This is a genomic window from Pedobacter petrophilus (assembly GCF_009674725.1).
In the GTDB taxonomy this organism is placed as follows: Bacteria; Bacteroidota; Bacteroidia; order Sphingobacteriales; family Sphingobacteriaceae; genus Pedobacter; species Pedobacter petrophilus.
The window spans coordinates 64,677-82,986 of the sequence record NZ_WKKH01000005.1 but is presented as its reverse complement, the minus strand read 5'-3'; the positions used below and the strand labels follow the sequence as shown (position 1 = coordinate 82,986).

Annotated in this window: 15 protein-coding genes; 11 read left to right on the top strand and 4 right to left on the bottom strand. The window is 38.2% G+C overall.

All coding sequences use genetic code 11. The annotated features are described in order from the left end of the window. Positions 1–180: 180 nt before the first annotated feature. The 4 genes from GJU39_RS04610 (at position 181) to GJU39_RS04595 (ending at position 5,237) form a co-directional block, all read left to right on the top strand. Positions 181–1,056 (top strand): cyanophycinase, encoded by an 876-nt coding sequence (locus GJU39_RS04610; protein WP_154279526.1) that lies wholly within the window; start codon positions 181–183, stop codon positions 1,054–1,056. Between the two features lie 171 nt (positions 1,057–1,227). Further along, on the top strand, positions 1,228–2,070 hold the full coding sequence (locus tag GJU39_RS04605) for an isoaspartyl peptidase/L-asparaginase (protein WP_154279525.1): 843 nt from the start codon (positions 1,228–1,230) through the stop codon (positions 2,068–2,070). Between the two features lie 29 nt (positions 2,071–2,099). Then, on the top strand, positions 2,100–2,789 hold the full coding sequence (locus GJU39_RS04600) for a tetratricopeptide repeat protein (RefSeq protein ID WP_154279524.1): 690 nt from the start codon (positions 2,100–2,102) through the stop codon (positions 2,787–2,789). Positions 2,790–3,071: 282 nt separating this feature from the next. Next, positions 3,072–5,237 (top strand): carboxy terminal-processing peptidase, encoded by a 2,166-nt coding sequence (locus tag GJU39_RS04595; RefSeq protein WP_245227689.1) that lies wholly within the window; start codon positions 3,072–3,074, stop codon positions 5,235–5,237. A gap of 115 nt (positions 5,238–5,352) precedes the next feature. On the opposite strand, the gene GJU39_RS04590 is transcribed toward GJU39_RS04595, so the two are convergent. After that, a complete protein-coding gene (locus GJU39_RS04590; protein WP_154279522.1) occupies positions 5,353–6,285 on the bottom strand; it encodes an SPFH domain-containing protein in 933 nt (310 codons plus the stop codon). A 90-nt stretch (positions 6,286–6,375) separates the two neighbouring features. On the opposite strand from GJU39_RS04590, the gene GJU39_RS04585 reads away from it, so the two are divergent. Together GJU39_RS04585 and GJU39_RS04580 are read left to right on the top strand one after the other, a co-directional pair. Further along, the gene (locus GJU39_RS04585) at positions 6,376–8,418 is read left to right on the top strand and encodes a M13 family metallopeptidase (protein WP_154279521.1); all 2,043 of its coding nucleotides are present in this window, start codon (positions 6,376–6,378) and stop codon (positions 8,416–8,418) included. A gap of 106 nt (positions 8,419–8,524) precedes the next feature. Continuing rightward, a complete protein-coding gene (locus GJU39_RS04580; protein WP_154279520.1) occupies positions 8,525–8,710 on the top strand; it encodes a hypothetical protein in 186 nt (61 codons plus the stop codon). A gap of 107 nt (positions 8,711–8,817) precedes the next feature. Here GJU39_RS04580 and GJU39_RS04575 read toward each other — a convergent pair whose 3' ends face one another. The 3 genes from GJU39_RS04575 to GJU39_RS04565 form a co-directional block, all read right to left on the bottom strand. Further along, positions 8,818–9,000, bottom strand: a complete 183-nt coding sequence (locus GJU39_RS04575) for a hypothetical protein (protein WP_154279519.1) — start codon at positions 8,998–9,000, stop codon at positions 8,818–8,820. Positions 9,001–9,064: 64 nt separating this feature from the next. After that, positions 9,065–10,162, bottom strand: a complete 1,098-nt coding sequence (locus tag GJU39_RS04570; RefSeq protein ID WP_154279518.1) for a CapA family protein — start codon at positions 10,160–10,162, stop codon at positions 9,065–9,067. 98 nt (positions 10,163–10,260) lie between these two features. After that, positions 10,261–10,818 carry a C40 family peptidase gene (locus tag GJU39_RS04565; protein WP_132531955.1) on the bottom strand — a complete coding sequence of 186 codons (558 nt, stop codon included), beginning with the start codon at positions 10,816–10,818 and terminating at the stop codon, positions 10,261–10,263. A 784-nt stretch (positions 10,819–11,602) separates the two neighbouring features. On the opposite strand from GJU39_RS04565, the gene pdhA reads away from it, so the two are divergent. The 5 genes from pdhA (at position 11,603) to GJU39_RS04540 (ending at position 18,308) form a co-directional block, all read left to right on the top strand. Then, complete coding sequence (pdhA, locus tag GJU39_RS04560; protein ID WP_154279517.1) at positions 11,603–12,598, top strand: pyruvate dehydrogenase (acetyl-transferring) E1 component subunit alpha; 996 nt, start codon at positions 11,603–11,605, stop codon at positions 12,596–12,598. Positions 12,599–12,630: 32 nt separating this feature from the next. After that, positions 12,631–14,313: a pyruvate dehydrogenase complex dihydrolipoamide acetyltransferase gene (locus tag GJU39_RS04555; protein WP_154279516.1), complete on the top strand. Its 1,683-nt coding sequence runs from the start codon at positions 12,631–12,633 to the stop codon at positions 14,311–14,313. Positions 14,314–14,455: 142 nt separating this feature from the next. After that, a complete protein-coding gene (locus tag GJU39_RS04550) occupies positions 14,456–16,237 on the top strand; it encodes a DUF885 domain-containing protein (RefSeq protein ID WP_154279515.1) in 1,782 nt (593 codons plus the stop codon). A 221-nt stretch (positions 16,238–16,458) separates the two neighbouring features. Continuing rightward, the gene (locus tag GJU39_RS04545; protein ID WP_154279514.1) at positions 16,459–17,010 is read left to right on the top strand and encodes a cupin domain-containing protein; all 552 of its coding nucleotides are present in this window, start codon (positions 16,459–16,461) and stop codon (positions 17,008–17,010) included. Between the two features lie 68 nt (positions 17,011–17,078). Further along, entirely contained in the window at positions 17,079–18,308 is a 1,230-nt protein-coding gene (locus tag GJU39_RS04540; RefSeq protein ID WP_154279513.1) for a serine hydrolase domain-containing protein, read from the top strand. Positions 18,309–18,310 lie beyond the last annotated feature (2 nt).

Here is an 18,310-nt window from a genome sequence, read left to right as displayed (position 1 = left end):
CAAATAGCTAAATGAATTTCTGGTGCTATTTGTTTCGTTTACAGGCATAACTTTACGGGAAATTGTTCGCAATTATTTCACCTATTGTTAATAATTGCATAATTATTGACAAAAAAAGTCGTGTTTTTTATCATAAGCTGATATATTTGGGTTTTTTGACAGAATATTAATACACACAAAATGGTTCCGAAGGGCAAACTCATCATTATTGGAGGCGCAATAAATACAGGCAGCTTCGCTGAAACGCAATTTGGATTGCCTGAAAACATGAATTTTTTCGAAAGAGGAATTTTAAAACGGATTACTACAGAATCTGTAAAAGATGTTGAATCGCGTTTCGAAATCATTACAACGGCTTCTTTAATGCCTGAGAAAGTTGGCGAAGAATACATCAAGGCTTACGCACAGTTAGATGTTCATAATGTTGGTGTATTAAATGTTACCAATCGGGAAGAGGCCAATTCAGACGAAAATTACGAGCGGATTAAAGCTGCCGAAGTCATCATTTTCACTGGTGGTGATCAGCTCAGGCTTTCGTCTATCTTTGGAGGAACGAAAATTCATCAGATTCTGATAGAAAAATATAAGACAGAGCCAGTGGTTATTGCCGGTACCTCAGCAGGAGCTGCAGCAAGTTCTAAAAATATGATTTACCAGGGAAGCAGTAAAGATGCTTTGCTTAAAGGCGAAGTAAAAATTACCGGCGGACTGGGATTTATTGATGATGTTATTGTAGATACGCATTTTGTTCAGCGTGGACGGATAGGCAGGCTCCTTTATGCTGCGGCAAGTAACCCGGGTATTCTGGGCATTGGTTTGGGCGAAGATACCGGTTTGTTTATTTCAGACGGGCATATAATGGAAGCTATTGGGTCAGGGATGGTAATCCTGGTAGATGGCCGGCAAATGGCTGATACAAATTTAACCGATGTCGAAATGGGGCAACCGGTATCCATCAAAAATATGGTGGTACATGTAATGTGCGATGGAGACGTTTATGATTTAACCGATCATAGCTTAGTAATCCATCATCCTAAAGTTGTTCCAATAGCGTAGCGAGGGAAGAACAGGCTATTGTCGGTTCGATTATTTAGAAAGGGTAGGGTTTGGTATTGATGGTTTAGCTCTTAATCCCACCTCCTAATGCGCTTACCTTATACCTGCTACTTCTATCTTGATACTTAATACTAATATCTTGCTACTCCCATCTCAACACCTTATACTAAAATGAAAATAATCATACATGGTGGCTTCTTCAGTGAGTCATCCACCAACCAGGAAACTAAAAAAGCTAAACAAGATGCATTGGCAGATATTGTGAAGCTTGGTTATGCCTATCTGGAAACACATTCAGCAGTAGAAACGGTAGTGTATACGGTTGCTTTGCTTGAGGATAATGAGTTATTTAACGCCGGGATTGGCTCACAAATTCAAAGTGATGGAAAGGTAAGGTTAAGTGCTTCATTAATGGATGGAAGAACCGAAAGATTTAGCGGAGTAATCAATATAGAAGAGGTGAAAAATCCAATTGAAGTTGCGAAGCGTTTATTACCATATGATGATCGTGTACTTAGTGGCGATGGTGCGCAGCAATTCGCAAGGAAAAATAATTTTAAATATTTCAATCCCATCACGGCTCAACGACAAAAAGAATACGAGGAAAAGCGCAATCAACAAAACAATAAGGGTACAGTGGGTTGCGTAGCTTTAGATGCTGACGGCAACATTGCTGTGGCTACTTCTACAGGAGGTAAAGGATTCGAAATTCCTTGCCGTGTAAGCGATTCTGCCACCGTAGCAGGAAACTATGCCAACCGCTATGCAGGAATTTCATGCACAGGTGTGGGTGAGGATATTGTAGGCGGAGCACTTGCTGCTAAAATTGTTACTCGAGTTACCGATGGATTTTCCTTGAAAGATGCCTGCGATAAATCTTTTGAAGAACTGAAAGCATTCGATGGCTTTGCCGGTGTTATCGGGATTTCTCATCAAGGCGAAATTTACCATTGTAATTCACATCCATACATGGTTTGGGCATCATTCGATCTTAATTTAGAGGTATTTAGCTAAAGTTGAATATAAAGTATTATTTTTGTTGCATGATCAAAAATGTATTGGCTCTTATTTGCCTTTTTGCCTCATTTCAATTACAAGCTCAAAACATAGATAAAGCTGACATTCAGGAACCAAACGGGGGAAATGCAATTACAATTTCGATCTCTAAATTTGACCTTGTAGATGGCAATTCTTTCTTTGAAGAAGCTCAGGACCTGGAGAAAAAAGGCGATTTTAATGAAGCCTTAACATTATTTGGCAAGGCAGCATTTGAATATAATGCCGTAAAAAATTACAATTTATACGGTCAGGCAATTATAAAAATGAGTAATATGCATTATATGCTTGGTCGCTTTACAGATGCCGAACAAATTTTGCTAAATGTTGCGCTCAAAAATTATTCTAAGTTAGGCAACAGAAGTGGCCTGATGAATACCTACGGCTTACTTGGTAAAGTTTATTTGGCAAATAATAAATCTACCCAGTCAATGTGGTTTTATACGCAACAGGGTATGCTCGCGAAGCAGCTTAAAAGTAATAACTCCTACCTCGAATCTATTTTAGGGATAGCACAAGTTAAAATTAAAAAGAAAGATTTTACTTTGGCCCTGAGAGACCTGAAAACAGCAGAATGGTTTGCTAATTCGGTTAAGATTACGCAATATAAAGGTCAGATACGCGACGCCAGAGAAGTCATCTCCAGCAAAACCACTTCTAAAACAGGTTCCAAATAATATTCATATTGGGTTTCTTAATCCTCACCTGCAACAGGCGGCGCCTGAGCATTTAAATGTATTCATCACCGCTCTTTCAGAAAGTCTTCGCGCTTAATCTCTTAAAACAAATAATAATATCAAACGTTAGCATTTTAAGAATTGTTAAATAAGAAGCTTTTAGTAGATTTGATAAGTTTTAACAAGAGACGGTAATAATGCTGTCTCTTTTTTGTTTTTTCGTTGAAATGGTATCATATTGGCTATATAGAATTGGAAATGGATTTTAAATCATTTAAACAGATGTTGAAGAGAGTATTTTTTATAATTTTTACTGCCGCTGTGATTGCTTGTCACGCCGCACCAAAACCTCAGCCAATCGTTGATGGTGTTACCAATGTTATGCCCGATCAGCAGCAGCAACTTGTAATTAAAGAAGTGGTTAACCTGATTGAAAGCTATAATTACAAAAAAGTTCAGGTAAACGATTCAATTTCATCTTTGATTTTAGACAAATACATCAAAGCTTTAGATCAGGGCAAAAATTATTTTCTGGCATCTGATATCAAAGAATTTGAAAAATATAGGACTACACTTGATGACGATTTCAAAAACGGCGATTTAAGTGGTCCATTCTATATTTATAATGTTTATGCCAAACGGTTAAATGAATATTTTACCTATTCTTTAGCGCAGATTAAAAATAAATATGATTTCAATCAAAACGATACTTACGTTTATGACCGGGAGAAATTGCCTTGGGCAGCATCTGGTACTATTTTAAACGATACCTGGAAAAAACGTGTAAAGTACGAATTGGTAAATCTGAATTTAGCGGGTTCTGCAGAAAGTAAAAACGTTGAAACCTTAACCAAGCGTTATCAGAATTTAAAATCTCAAACGGCTAAAACCAATAACCAGGATGTTTTTCAGATTCTGATGGATGCGTTTACCGAATCGATTGATCCACATACAAACTATTTTGTTCCAACCAGGGCAACCGAGTTTAACGAAGAGATGTCAAGATCATTCGAAGGGATTGGTGCCCGTTTACAATTGGAAAATGAGGTCGTTAAGATTACAGAAATTATTCCTGGCGGACCAGCCTTCAAAAGTAAACAACTAACGGCAGGTGATAGAATTATCGCAGTGGCCCAGGGAAATGATGATTTTGTTGATATTGTTGGCTGGAGATTAGATTTAACTGTAACTAAAATCAAAGGCGCCAAAGGAACTAAAGTTCGTTTAAAAGTAATTCCTGTCGGAAAAGAAATGTCTTCTAAACCTGTCATTGTGGAAATGATGAGAGAAAAGGTGATTCTTGAAGATCAGTCTGCTAAGAAAAAAGTAAAAACCATTAATTCAAATGGCAAAAGCTATAAAGTTGGGGTAATTTCGTTACCTGCATTCTATGCTGATTTTAAAGCAGCAAATGCCGGTGATAAGAACTACAAAAGCACCACAAGGGATGTTAGGAAACTGATAGATTCTTTAAAAACTATCGACAAGGTTGATGCAATTGTAATGGATTTACGTGGAAACGGAGGCGGCTCTCTTGTAGAAGCTATTTCCCTAACTGGTTTATTTATTGATAGAGGACCAGTTGTACAGGTAAAAGATTTACGGGGTAAAATCGAAGTAGATGAAGATGAAACTGCAGGTGTAGCCTGGGATGGTCCATTCGGGGTAATGGTTGATCGTTTAAGTGCTTCTGCATCCGAAATTTTTGCCGGCGCGATTCAGGATTATGGACGTGGAATTATCATGGGTAGCCAAACTTATGGTAAAGGAACTGTTCAATCATCTATCGACTTAAATAAATTGGTAAATCCAGGTATGTTGCAAAAAATAGCTGGTTTGGTAACCAGAGATAAGACCTTGGGTACTTCGCCAACTTCTACAGCAGTAGCCGATATTAACCTGGGCCAAATCAACCTGACAATGGCTAAATTTTATAGAGTGGCCGGCAGCAGTACGCAACATAAAGGTGTAATGCCGGATGTAGTTTTTCCATCGGTATATCCAATGGATAAAATTGGTGAAGATACAGAGCCATCTGCATTGCCCTGGGATGTTATTCCCCGCTCTAACTTTACATCCGTAGCCAATTTATCTCCTGTTAAAGCTGGTTTAATTAAGAACAGCGAGCAACGAATTTCAAACTCGTTAGATTTTAAATATTTGAAACAGGATATAGCTGATTTGAAGAAACGTGATGCAGAAGTTTCTGTTCCATTGAATGAAGTTAAACTCAAAGCTGAGCGTGATGCTCAGGAAGCAAAATCTCTTGCCAGACAGAATGAGTTAAGGGCATTGAGGGGTTTGCCAGCAATTAAAAAGGGAGAGAAAGTAACTAAGCAAGATTCTTTTGACTTTATTGAAGATGAATCGCTAAAAGTAATGGGCGATTTCATGCAGCAATCCGGAAACTATGTAATGAATTTAGGTTCACCGGTACAGAAGTTCTAATTCACTTAATAGCATAAAAAAACCGATCAATTAATTGATCGGTTTTTTTATGCGCTTTGATTTTTTTGTTAATTGCTACCAATCTTGGATAGCATAAATTAATAAGAAGAAAGCTTTATGTTGTTTTAGCATTATTTTGACTCAACTGCATGGCCATCATTTCTTTCATGGTTTTGTTCATGCCTTCTGTACTGCCATCTAAGAAAATGATGTTACCCTCGCCATATTCAGCAAATTGTTTAATGGCTTCAGTCCACATGGTGAATAGAATTACTGAGGTATCTAAATTCGCCTGTTGCATTTCGTGCGCGGCGTTTGTCATGCCTTTTGCTACTTCTTCCCTGAATAATGCAATACCTTGTCCGCGGAGCTGAGCAGCTTCACGTTCGGCAGTAGCTGCAATTTTGATGGCATTACCATCTGCTTCAGCACCCTTAGTTTTGGTAATCAATAAAGCCTGACCTTCGTTTTCTGCGGCAGCTTTCAGGTTATTTGATGCAACCACACGGCTCATCGAGCGCATAATTTCTTCATCGAAAGTAATGTCGTTTAACTGAAGATCTTGTAAATGATAACCCCAGCCATCTAAAACCTGGTCAATTTGTTCCTTTACATGTAATACAATTTCGTTGCGTTGCGCTAAAACATTAGCTTGCTTTTGGGTAGCTACGTACGCACGAATAGAACCTTCGATAGTTCTGATTAAAGCTTGCATTAAATTTGTTGCATCAACAAATTTAAACGCTACGTTTTTAATGGTTTCCTCATCCTGATTGACAACAGAATATAAAAGCATTGCTTTAAAATAAACATTGGCCTGATCCTGGGTAACCGCTTGAAATGATAACTCAACAGAGCGGTTTTGAATCGAAATCCTGGAATAAATCTGCTCTATTAGAGGGATTTTAAAGTTTAATCCTGGCCTGAGTTGCCTGCGGTATTTTCCAAAAACAGTTACTACTGCTATGGTTCCTTGTTTTACAGTAACAAATGAGCTTAACAAAATAATAATCGCCAGGAAAACGAGAATGTAAATAGTGTATTGCATAATTAGATTTTTTTATGAAGTTAAAAAAAATCGTATAAACTGCATGATCGTTTTTGTAGCTTTATTCTTCGCAACTGAATTTATACATACATGAAAAAAACTTTTTTGATACCTGCGGCTGCATTATTGCTCTTTGTAGCCTGCAAAAATGGTAAGAATAATGAAGTCAGAGAAACAGACCAAAGAACAGTCTTTTTCGATGTCGCCGGGATGGACTCAACAGTAAAACCGGGTGATAACTTTTTCCTTTATGCCAATGGCAAATGGATGAAGAATACACAGATTCCTAAAACAGAAACAGGATGGGGTTCATTTTATACCTTATATAATGACAACTTAAAGAACTTAAGGATAATCCTGGAAAGTGCTGCAAAAGGTAGTGGTACTAAAGGCAGTAACGAGCAAAAAGTAGGTGATTTCTATGCCAGTGGAATGGATTCTTTAACCATTGAAAAACTTGGCGTTGAACCGGTGAAACCACTTCTGGCAAAGATTGATGCCATCAAAAATGACAAGGACCTAATTAATTTTATATCTGAAGGTTTTAAAAATGGACAAGGAGATTTGTTAGGTTTTGGTATCGAACCTGATGATAAGATAAGCACGAAAAATACGCTGATCTTTACACAAACGGGCTTGAAGTTGCCAGATCGCAGCTATTATTTAGACCAGGATGATAAGGCAAAGAAAATTAGAACTGCTTATTTAACATACATTGCGAAAGTGTTTAGCCTTTCAGGCGATTCTGCTCATGGTTCAAAATACGCAGACAATATTTTGAAATTGGAAACGCAGCTGGCAAAATCTCATTCAACACCTGTTGAGCTCCGCGATCCTCAGAAAAATTATAATAAATTAACTGTTGCTGATTTTCAAAAACGGATTCCAAATATCGATTTAAAAACAGTGTTGAAGAATCTTGGCGCATCAACCGATACTTTAATCGTAAGGCAGCCGAAATATTATCAGGCACTATCTGCATTGGTGAAAAGTCAGCCAATAGAAATCTGGAAGCAAAAGCTGAAATTTGATGCTTTAGATAATGCAGCCAATGCACTGAGTGATGCTTTCAGAACTGCAAAATTTGAGTTTTTTGGTAAAACTTTAAGTGGGCAGTCTGCGCAAACGGAGCGGTGGAAATCAATGGTTAACAATACCGATCGTTACCTGGGCGATTTACTCGGGCAGTTGTATGCTGAACAATATTTCAAGCCGGAAGCTAAAAAGCGGATGCTTGAATTGGTGAATAACCTTCAGAAAGTATATGAAGAACGCATTAAAAAGGTAGACTGGATGTCTGCTGAAACAAAAAAGAAAGCTTTAGAAAAACTTAATGCTTTCATTAAAAAAATCGGTTATCCGGACGAGTGGAAAAAGTATGATGATGTTAAGGTTTCGAAAAATACTTATTTTGCTAATCTGCAGTCAGCAAAGCAACACGCTTACAAAGAGATGATGGCCAAGTTAGGGAAGGATGTAGACAAAACAGAATGGTTTATGACGCCACCAACTGTAAATGCTTATTATAACCCGGCGTATAATGAAATTGTATTCCCCGCAGGGATCTTACAGTTTCCGTTCTTTGCTTTTAATGCTGATGATGCCATTAATTATGGTGCAATTGGTGCAGTAATCGGGCATGAAATGACTCATGGTTTTGATGATCAGGGCAGACAATATGATGCCGTTGGAAATTTAAAAGAATGGTGGACTAAGGAAGATGCTGCAAAATTCGAAACTAAAGCAGATAAAGTGGTAACCTTATATAACAAGTTTACATTGTTAGATAATCAGCATGTAAATGGTGAATTAACTTTAGGTGAAAACCTGGCAGATATTGGTGGTTTAAACATCGCTTATGATGCCTTCAAATTGACTGACCAAGGTAAAGGCGACAAGAAAATTGATGGTTTTACGCCAGATCAGCGTTTCTTCTTGGGTTTTGCACAAGTCTGGAGGATGAAAAGCAGGGATGAATCGATGTTGGTTCGTATAAAAACTGATCCTCATAGTCCGGAAATGTTTCGGGTAAACGGTTCGGTATACAATATGGAAGCCTTTTATAAAGCTTTTAACATTCCAGCTACAGCAAAAATGTATCTGGCACCCGAAAACAGGTTAGGTGTTTGGTAGACTGTAAATACTTCATAAAAGCCACGATTGTTAACAATCGTGGCTTTTTCTTGATCTTTAAAACAAAAGTTCTGATTTTTTGTATTTATTCTACTAATCTAGAATCATGAATGTAAAACGCACTTTTGGAACAATTTTAACTATTCTTGGAATCATCGGGCTTATCTATGCCGGGTACGGATTTGTAAACCACAGTTCGGCCACAAGAGGATTATTCGTATATGGCATTATCGGATTAATATTTTTTGTGTCTGGTATCGGATTGGTTAAAAACACCAAGGATGAGAGCTAATTGCCCTCTCTATTCCTATCAATCGGTTGTCAGAAAGAAATCGTTGCACTAACTTAATAAATAAGAAGCTTCAACAGCTGCTAACCTGATCAGGTTAGCAGCTGTCTTTACTGTTTCTTTTTATGTCTGATGATTTGAAACTGGCTAAAAGCAACCAGACAGCCAGCTAGTATAATAATCCCTGCTGACCATATATTTTTCGGATTCTGATTGATATAATAAGCAGCTGCTAATACTAAAACCGCTGCAGCGATTCCGATGATGTAATGAAGAATTAATCCTTTTTTCATATTGTTATAAGGTCCGGTCAGTTGCAAAGATTCGGAAATAAATTAAAAGAGATGTAACAGGAGATTAATTTTTTAATGTAATCTTGTTGTTTTCGAAATTCAGCTGGTGACCTACGAAATCTATATCTGTTAATTCTTTCATGCGTTTAAAAGCGCCATAATTTTTATCTACGGTTAGTCTGTTTATTTTATCCTGTTTGATGGAAGTTACATCGGCAAATAAAAAGTCACCTTTAGGATTTATTTTTAACTGAAGCAATGGTGCAATACCATTATTCCCTTTCAGGCTAAACATACCATAAGTGCAGAAATTGCCTAGGCTATAGGCGATGAACTTGTTTTTGTAAACTTCTACTGCGCGGGTAACATGAGGACCGTGACCTAAAACTACGTCAGCACCAGCGTCGATTACGGCATGTGCAAAAGCATAAACATTCCCACGATTTTCATTATAAAAGATTTCATTTTTACGCCGAACGTGTTCAAACCTGGCACCTTCGCCACCACCATGAAAAGATACAATAACTATATCTGCCATTGTTTTCAGGCGCGCGACCAAGGCCTTTGCTTCTCCAGTTTTATTGATGGAAACTGTGTTTTCATTTGGTGCAAAAGCACAAAAAGCATATTTCACGCTATCTTTTTCAAAAACCTCAAAAGGTTTATTTAATTGGCCGGCATAGTGGATTTGGAGCGAATCTAAAATCCGGGCAGTGTTCTTTCGGCCTTTTGAATCAAAATCGCCAACATGATTATTGGCAATGCTCAATACATTAAAACCTGCCTTTTTATATACGCCGGCATAGCGATCAGGCATTCTGAATGCATAGCAGTTGTTCGGATTGATGCCATTGCATTTGGTAGAATTCCCGGAGTTTAGAAAACACCCTTCCAGGTTCCCAAAAACGATATCACCTTTCAGCAGACTGTCTACCGCCTGAAAGCTGTTCACGGCATCATCAGGAGGAAGATTTGATGTGGATGGAAAGGCTGAGCCCAACATGATATCGCCTACAGCAGTAATGGATATAGTATCTTTTATTTTTCTAACTATTGTATCTGTTTGCGCTGTGGAAACCACTACCTGTGCATTGTTATTGGTGCAGCCAAGTATGATGATGAATATAAAAAGGGATAAAAATATTGTCTTTAGAAAGTTCATTAGATAATTTAAGGTATAAAAAAATCCTCCTGAATTAACTCAAGGAGGATTGTATATTTTGATTTATTACTAACCGAAAATGGTTAACTGTAAGCCGTTTATTCTACTGTAAATTCTTTTTTAAACGATTCTAATACACGGCCACCTTTATAAAAATAGCGGCTATAATAGGGTTCGTTTAAATTACTGATTACTACTCCACGTGAACTAGATGCATGCGCGAATCTGTTATCGCCTAAGTAAATCCCAACGTGAGAGATGCTTCTGCTTTTTATCTTAAAGAAAACTAAATCACCCTCTTTTAAATCTTCTTTAGATAATGGATCTACCATGCTAAAGATATCGCGGGAATTTCTTCTGATGGTTGTGTTAAAAACTTTGTCGTAAATGGCTTTGGTAAAAGCTGAACAATCTATCCCTTTTTTGCTGGATCCACCATAACTGTAAGGTGTTCCGATCCATTCGTAGATAAACTTGTATAGTTTTAAGTTCGAAGTTGCATCTACTGCAACACCCATAACCTGCGAAAAATACTGAGACGCTAAGTTGTCGGGGTCATTTAAGTCTTTACCAGATTCTTTTGTTTTTGTTTGCGCAAATGCGGCTGAGAACGTGCAGATAGCGATTAGGGATGAAAACAAAAATTTTTTAATCATGTTATACAGTTATGTTTGGGTATTCACTTACACAGTAACGTAAACCACATGGGCTTATTGTTGGTTGTCAAAAGTATCAATTCTACAAATGTTATCCAAATGTTTGTTGTTAAAAAGTAAAAGTTATTAACATTTCAACTGTTTTGGTCTTTTAATAAAGGGCTATGTCCTTTCGAAGTGCTAAAGAATAAAGTCGTTCATTTATTAATTATCAGAATATAATTAACTGTTTATCAGGTTAGTGTATTGGCTTACGCTAGGATATTTCTTTTTTGCTGAAGTGCTTATCCTTTACTTGTCTTTATTTTTCAAGTAAGGATGGCTAAGAGCGGATGGGTTTTTTTGGTACCGATCGTTTTAACAAGCTTAACCTCGTGCCTGCAATCCCAATTAACTAAGCCCGACAACAGCAATTATACTTTTTTGTTTAACGCAGCTTTAAATTGTAGCAGTATTACAAAAAAGATAAGGCGAATGGCGGGTCTGGATTATCCTAAAGTACTACTGCTATTGCCTTTCATATAAATTAGTAAATTACGGTTAAACAGGGTTTCGCAGAATAAAATTTCCCCATTATTTGAATTAATAATTTGTTAAATCGTGAAGTGAACGGTAGGTAAAATTGTGCCTGAGATCTAAATAACCTTAATGATGACCAGGTGATTGCAAAAGAAGTGGTAAATGTAATTTCATAGCTGATATTATGATGTTTTTACATTAGAAAGTGCCAAAAATTACAATAAAAAAATTAGATTTGCTGTCGCAAAAAAACAAATACCCTAAAATGAGTGCAGTAGAAATAAATAAAGATACCTGGTTAAAGTGGTTTGAGTCGATGTTGCTAATGCGCAAGTTCGAAGAGAAGACTGGCCAGTTATACGGACAACAAAAAATACGTGGCTTTTGTCATTTATACATTGGACAAGAAGCTGTAGTTGCAGGTGCAATATCTGCAATGCAAAAAGGTGATTCGATGATTACAACTTATCGCGATCACGCTCATGCTTTAGCTTTAGGTGTAAGTGCCGATAGCATCATGGCAGAGATGTATGGTAAAGCTACCGGTTGCTCTAAAGGTAAAGGTGGTTCAATGCACATGTTTAGCAAAGAACATAACTTTTATGGTGGCCATGCAATTGTTGGAGGTCAGATCCCATTAGGAGCTGGTGTTGCTTTTGCAGAAAAATACAAGGGAACTGATAATGTTAACATTTGTTATATGGGCGATGGCGCGGTGCGTCAGGGTGCTTTAAACGAAACTTTTAACATGGCTATGTTGTGGAAATTGCCAGTAATCTTTGTTTGCGAAAACAATGGTTATGCAATGGGTACTTCAGTACAACGTACCACTAACATGACTGATATTTATAAAATAGGTTTAGGTTTTGATATGCCATGTGCACCAGTTGATGGAATGGATCCGGTTGCCGTTCATAATGCAATGGATGAAGCCATTCAACGTGCCCGTAAAGGTGAAGGACCAACTTTCTTAGAAATGAGAACTTACCGTTACCGTGGTCATTCGATGTCAGATCCTGCTAAATATCGTACTAAAGAAGAGTTAGAAGATTATAAAGCGAAAGATCCGGTTGAACTTGCAAGAGAAACCATCTTGACAGAAAAGTATGCGGATCAGGCCTGGATTGAAGAAGTGGAAGCGAAAGTTAAAGCAACTGTAGATCAGGCTGTAAAATTTGCGGAAGAATCTCCATGGCCGGAAGTATCCGAGTTATACAAAGATGTATACAAGACGGAGAACTATCCTTACGTAATGGACTAATATTTTAACAAGATTTCAATTAATTAGATATAATGGCTGATGTAATTAAAATGCCCAAAATGAGCGACACCATGACCGAAGGGGTTTTGGCAAAGTGGCATAAAAAAGTGGGTGATAAAGTGAAAAGCGGCGATGTTTTGGCAGAAGTAGAAACTGACAAGGCAACAATGGATATGGAATCTTACTGGGATGGTACACTTTTATACATAGGTGTAGAAGAGGGTGCTTCGGTTCCGGTTGATGCAGTTATGGCTGTTATCGGTAAAGAAGGTGAAGATTACAAAGCAGCTTTGGAAGCAGAGTCGGGAAGTCAGGAGTCGGAAAAGCCGAAGTCTGATGACACTACCCCAAAAGCTGATGATAAAAAAGAAGAAACTGCTCCTGCTCAAGGTGGTGGTTTAAGTGAAGAAGAATTGGCAGAAAAAGGTGTTACGGTTATCCGCATGCCTTTGTTGAGTGATACCATGACTGAAGGCGTAATTGCTGAATGGCATAAAAAAGTGGGCGATAAAGTTAAGGATGATGATGTTTTAGCTGATGTAGAAACCGATAAGGCAACTATGGAAGTGATGGGTTATGCAACCGGTACTTTATTACATATTGGTGTTGAAAAAGGTTCTGCGGCAAAAGTTAACGGCATTATTGCTATTGTTGGTCCGGAAGGAACTGATGTAAGCGGTATTTTAGCGGGTGGTTCTGCTCCTGCTGCTAAAGCAGAAAGCGAAAAGCCTGAAGCTGAAAGTGCTGAGGCGCCTAAAGCAACAGCTGATGCAAGTTCAAATGCTCCTGTAGCAGAAAGTTCATCATCGGATAGCCGGGTTAAAGCATCTCCTTTAGCGAAGAAAATTGCTAAAGATAAAGGAATTGATTTATCGCAGGTTTCTGGGAGTGCAGAAGGCGGACGAATCGTTAAAAAAGATATCGAAAACTTTAAGGCGCCGCAGGCTGGAAGCGAAAAGCCGAAAGCGGAAAGCAGCGAACAACCAAAAGCAGCAGCTGCAGCTGCGCCAGTGATTCCTACTTTTGTTGGTGAAGTTAAATTTACGGAAGCTCCGGTTTCGCAAATGCGTAAAATAATTGCAAAACGTTTAGCAGAGAGTTTATTTACTGCTCCGCATTTCTATTTAACCATTAGTATTGACATGGACAACGCAATGACTGCCCGTACGGCAATTAACGCGGTAGCACCAGTTAAAGTTTCGTTCAACGATATCGTAATTAAAGCGGTTGCTGTTGCCTTGAAAAAACATCCGGCTGTTAATTCTTCATGGGGTGGTGATAAAATCCGGTTCAATGAGCACACTAACATTGGTGTAGCAATGGCTGTTGAAGATGGTTTATTGGTACCAGTTGTACGTTTCGCTGATGGTAAATCTCTATCTCACATTTCTGCAGAAGTAAAAGACTTTGGTGGTAAAGCAAAAGCTAAAAAATTACAGCCAGCAGACTGGGAAGGTTCTACTTTCACCGTATCTAACTTAGGTATGTTTGGTATTGATGAATTTACATCAATCATCAACTCTCCTGATGGCGCAATTTTATCAGTTGGTGCTATTCAGCAAGTGCCTGTAGTTAAAAACGGGGCTGTTGTTCCAGGTAATGTAATGAAATTAACTTTAGGTTGTGATCACCGTGTGGTAGATGGTGCAACCGGAGCACAATTCTTACAAACATTAAAAGGTTTATTAGAAGAGCCGATTAGATTATTAGCATAATCAGTTTGCGATTCGCAAATTGCAGTTTAAAACTGTGAAAATATTAAAGCCATCCTCAAAAAAGGATGGCTTTTTGCATTTGTATGCTTTAAATTATGGCATTTTGTTATTTTTGAATACATAAAACCCAATCCGGAACCGAATGAAGAAAATATTTCTTTTAGCAGCCTGCACTACTGCATTATTTTCATGTAAACAAAACAAGAAGCAGAATAGCTCAGACAACAATCCACAGTTTGCAGCAATGTGTGAACAATATTATCAGGATGGATTAAAACTAAATCCTGTTGGTGCCACTTATATCGGTGATGAGCGATATAACGATCTTTTACCTAACGATGGTTCCCAGGCTTTTATTAAAGCATCTAAGGAGTATAATCAGCGTTATCTGGATAGTTTGGGGAAGTACGATCAGGAAGAATTAGCTTCTGAGAATGATAAACTGTCTTATGATTACTTAAAAGACCAGTTAAGTATTAACCTTGAGGGATTAAAATATCATGCTGAATACCTTCCCTTTAACCAGATGTTTGCTTTGCCGCTAACCATAGGCCAGTTAGGATCCGGAACCGGGGCACAACCTTTTAAAACCGTGAAAAATTACGAAGACTGGTTAAAACGTGTAAAAGCATTTTCGGTTTGGGCTGATACCGCGATTGCTAATTTTAGAAAAGGAGCTGCTGCAGGAATCGTGTTGCCGAAAGCACTTGTTGTAAAAATGATTCCGCAGATGCAGAGCATGGTGGTTTCTAATCCCGAAAAGAGTCTTTTTTATGACCCCATAAAGGCTTTACCAGCAAACTTTTCGGCCTCAGATAAGCAAAAATTAACACAGGAATATCGCAATGCGATCACTGCTGTTATCGTTCCGACTTATAAAAAGTTAGGCGACTTTCTTCAAAATGAATATCTACCTAAGGCAAGAACAACTTCGGGTTATTCTGCTATGCCAGGCGGATTGGCATGGTATACGTATCTGGTTAAACAACAAACCACTACCAATAAAACACCGGAAGAAATCTATCAAACAGGTTTGAGAGAAGTAGCGCGTATAAAGGGCCAGATGGATAGTATCAAAAATATGGTGGGTTTTAAAAGTGATTTGAAGGCGTTTTTCGAATACATGAAAACAGATAAGAAATTTATGCCTTATCAAAATTCCAGGGAAGTGTTAGCTGCTTTCGAAAATATTCATCAGCGGATGAAACCAAATCTGAAGAAAATGTTCGACGTGGAGCCGAAAACGCCATTCGAGATTCGCCAGACTGAGGCTTTCAGAGCTGCATCTGCAAGTGCCGAATATAATCAGGGCTCTGCCGATGGGAAGCGTCCGGGTATTTTTTACGTACCAATTTTAGATGCGAAGACATTCAACACCACTTCTGGTATGGAATCTTTGTTCTTGCATGAAGCGATTCCTGGTCACCATTATCAGATTTCCTTAACACAGGAAAATAAATCACTTCCAAATTTCCGTCGTTTTGGTGGTCATAATGCTTATGTTGAAGGTTGGGCACTTTATTGCGAATCTTTAGGTAAAGAACTTGGGCTTTATCAAGATCCTTATCAGCATATGGGGGCCTTGGGTGATGAAATGCACCGGGCTATTCGTTTGGTGGTTGATGTAGCCATTCACACAAAAAACATGAGCAGGGAACAGGCCATTAAATACATGACTGATAATGAAGCGATCAGTACGGAAGGTGCTACCGCTGAAATTGAACGTTATATGGGGATTCCTGCACAGGCTTTAGGCTATAAAACGGGTGCAATGAAGATCAGAGAATTAAGAAGTAAATATGAGAAACAATTAGGAACGAAGTTTAAGTTAGCGGCCTTTCATACTGCAGTATTAAAGGATGGTTCTTTCCCATTGTCTGTTTTTGAATCCAAAATGGATGCCTGGGCTGAAAGCCGGAAATAATTTTGTGCCGCTTGAAAAAGCGGCACTTCCTTTTACCGGTGGCCAGATACAAACTAACCAGAACTATAAGCGCTGTGTCTGTTAAAAATAAGTTCCACTGATTGCACGGGTTATTGACGATAGAAACAGATCCAGACTTAATATTTCTATTCCATTAGTTTTATCTCGACTAAATTTAAACCCTTTCCATCTTCTATTGTTAATAAACAAATACCACTATCATGGATAAAGAAAAACTAATACAAGAAGCCTATTTGGTTTCCCATAAAATAGAAGAAAACGGAAATTTCCCGAATAACCCGAATTTACCATTAATGATTTATAAAGGTGCGTTTCTAATTCACCCTGATGAAACGGAGGAAGAGATCAAAAAAGTCTTTGCTCAAAACGGTTATACAAATGCCTGGGTAGACGGAATTTTTGATTACCAACATTATCACAGCAATACACACGAAGTAATGGGTGTTTTTTGTGGTAGAGCGGAAGTTCAGTTTGGAGGAGAACATGGCGTATGCATCGAACTTGATAAAGGTGATGTGGTTGTAATCCCGGCAGGTGTTGCGCACATGAAATTGAGTGCTAGTGAAGACTTTACAGTTGTGGGTGCTTATCCAAATGGCGCAGAATATAATATGAAATATGGCAAGGCCGATGAACGACCGCAGGCTGATGAAGAGATCGCCCAGGTAAAAAATCCTGATAATGATCCGGTTTATGGAAGCAAAGGGCATTTATTCGAATGCTGGTATAATCAAAAATGCGCAAATGTTTAAAACTCTTTCTAATAAAATGTCTAAAATTCTTTAATTTTCGGGTTTTAAATCCCTACTTTTTACAATAAATGAATTTTAGATATATATGTTCAGCATTAGCCCTCTCCATCACTTTATTAACCGCTTGTAATAGCAAGAAATCGGAAGAGAAAAAGGCTGCTGATGCAAAAATCCGCGTGAAAGAAGACGATAAAGCGGATAGTGCTTTGATTGCATATAATCCGTCCAAAGGCGATAAATGGATTGCCGATTTTGTTCAAAACCTCCATAAAAAGTATGGCTTTAACGGGAATATGCTGGTGGCGAAAGATGGTAAAATCTTATATGAAAAAGCGATTGGATGGGCCGATTACCTACATCGCGATAGCCTGAAAATAAATTCGGAATTTGAGCTGGCTTCCATTACCAAAACTTTTACAGGGACTGCCATTATGCAACTGGTAGAAGCAGGTAAATTATCACTAAATGATGATGTAAAGAAGTTTTTTCCAAATTTCCCGTATGATGGAATTACGGTGAAATTGCTTTTAAGTCACAGAAGCGGGATGATGAATTATGTCTATTTCATTGATGATATCTGGCGAAAAGAAAAACGCCCAATGAAAAAAGGCGTAACCAACCAGGAGGTAATGAATGTGATAGCCGAGCGCAAGCCTAATCCTTATACCAAACCAGATAACCGTTTCCATTACAACAACTCCAACTTTATGGTATTAGGTGCAATTATCGAAAAAGTAACCGGTCAGCGATATTCACAGTATATGATGGAGCATGTTTTCAGGCCTGCCGGGTTAAAACATACACATGTTTACAGCACCACTGAATATGAAAAAATTCCGGTGGATGTGGTAGGACACGACCGTACCTGGAAATATTCTGTAGCACAGAACTTTTTGGATGGTCCTGTTGGCGATAAAGGAATTTACAGCACTTTGCATGATTTGGTGTTATTTGATAAATATCTAAAAAACGGTCGTTTACTTAAGAAGCAAAGCAGTGACTCTTCTTATGTCGGTCGGAATAAACCTGTGAATGGTCACTTTAACTATGGTTACGGATGGCGGATGTTTGATGGGGAGAAGATGGATAAGGTCGTTTATCATACTGGTTGGTGGCATGGTTTCCGCCATATCTACGTACGTGATCTGGATAAAAATATTATTGTTATTTTTCTGGGAAACTTAACCAATGGGAGCCTGATGCACCTTGATGAATTATATAAGCATTTAAATATGCCGATTATTCGCAAAGGTGCTTATCATGGAAACGGAAGTTTACCTGGTTCTGATGAAGATTAAAT

What these genes read in the sequence shown, in the direction of transcription:
- GJU39_RS04570 (WP_154279518.1), bottom strand. Translation starts at nt 10,162, where the DNA reads ATGAACTTTCTAAAGACAATATTTTTATCCCTTTTTATATTCATCATC.
- GJU39_RS04600 (WP_154279524.1), top strand. Translation starts at nt 2,100, where the DNA reads ATGATCAAAAATGTATTGGCTCTTATTTGCCTTTTTGCCTCATTTCAA.
- GJU39_RS04590 (WP_154279522.1), bottom strand. Translation starts at nt 6,285, where the DNA reads ATGCAATACACTATTTACATTCTCGTTTTCCTGGCGATTATTATTTTG.
- GJU39_RS04550 (WP_154279515.1), top strand. Translation starts at nt 14,456, where the DNA reads ATGAAGAAAATATTTCTTTTAGCAGCCTGCACTACTGCATTATTTTCA.
- GJU39_RS04565 (WP_132531955.1), bottom strand. Translation starts at nt 10,818, where the DNA reads ATGATTAAAAAATTTTTGTTTTCATCCCTAATCGCTATCTGCACGTTC.
- GJU39_RS04605 (WP_154279525.1), top strand. Translation starts at nt 1,228, where the DNA reads ATGAAAATAATCATACATGGTGGCTTCTTCAGTGAGTCATCCACCAAC.
- GJU39_RS04595 (WP_245227689.1), top strand. Translation starts at nt 3,072, where the DNA reads ATGTTGAAGAGAGTATTTTTTATAATTTTTACTGCCGCTGTGATTGCT.
- GJU39_RS04545 (WP_154279514.1), top strand. Translation starts at nt 16,459, where the DNA reads ATGGATAAAGAAAAACTAATACAAGAAGCCTATTTGGTTTCCCATAAA.
- pdhA (WP_154279517.1), top strand. Translation starts at nt 11,603, where the DNA reads ATGAGTGCAGTAGAAATAAATAAAGATACCTGGTTAAAGTGGTTTGAG.
- GJU39_RS04575 (WP_154279519.1), bottom strand. Translation starts at nt 9,000, where the DNA reads ATGAAAAAAGGATTAATTCTTCATTACATCATCGGAATCGCTGCAGCG.
- GJU39_RS04540 (WP_154279513.1), top strand. Translation starts at nt 17,079, where the DNA reads ATGAATTTTAGATATATATGTTCAGCATTAGCCCTCTCCATCACTTTA.
- GJU39_RS04610 (WP_154279526.1), top strand. Translation starts at nt 181, where the DNA reads ATGGTTCCGAAGGGCAAACTCATCATTATTGGAGGCGCAATAAATACA.
- GJU39_RS04555 (WP_154279516.1), top strand. Translation starts at nt 12,631, where the DNA reads ATGGCTGATGTAATTAAAATGCCCAAAATGAGCGACACCATGACCGAA.
- GJU39_RS04585 (WP_154279521.1), top strand. Translation starts at nt 6,376, where the DNA reads ATGAAAAAAACTTTTTTGATACCTGCGGCTGCATTATTGCTCTTTGTA.
- GJU39_RS04580 (WP_154279520.1), top strand. Translation starts at nt 8,525, where the DNA reads ATGAATGTAAAACGCACTTTTGGAACAATTTTAACTATTCTTGGAATC.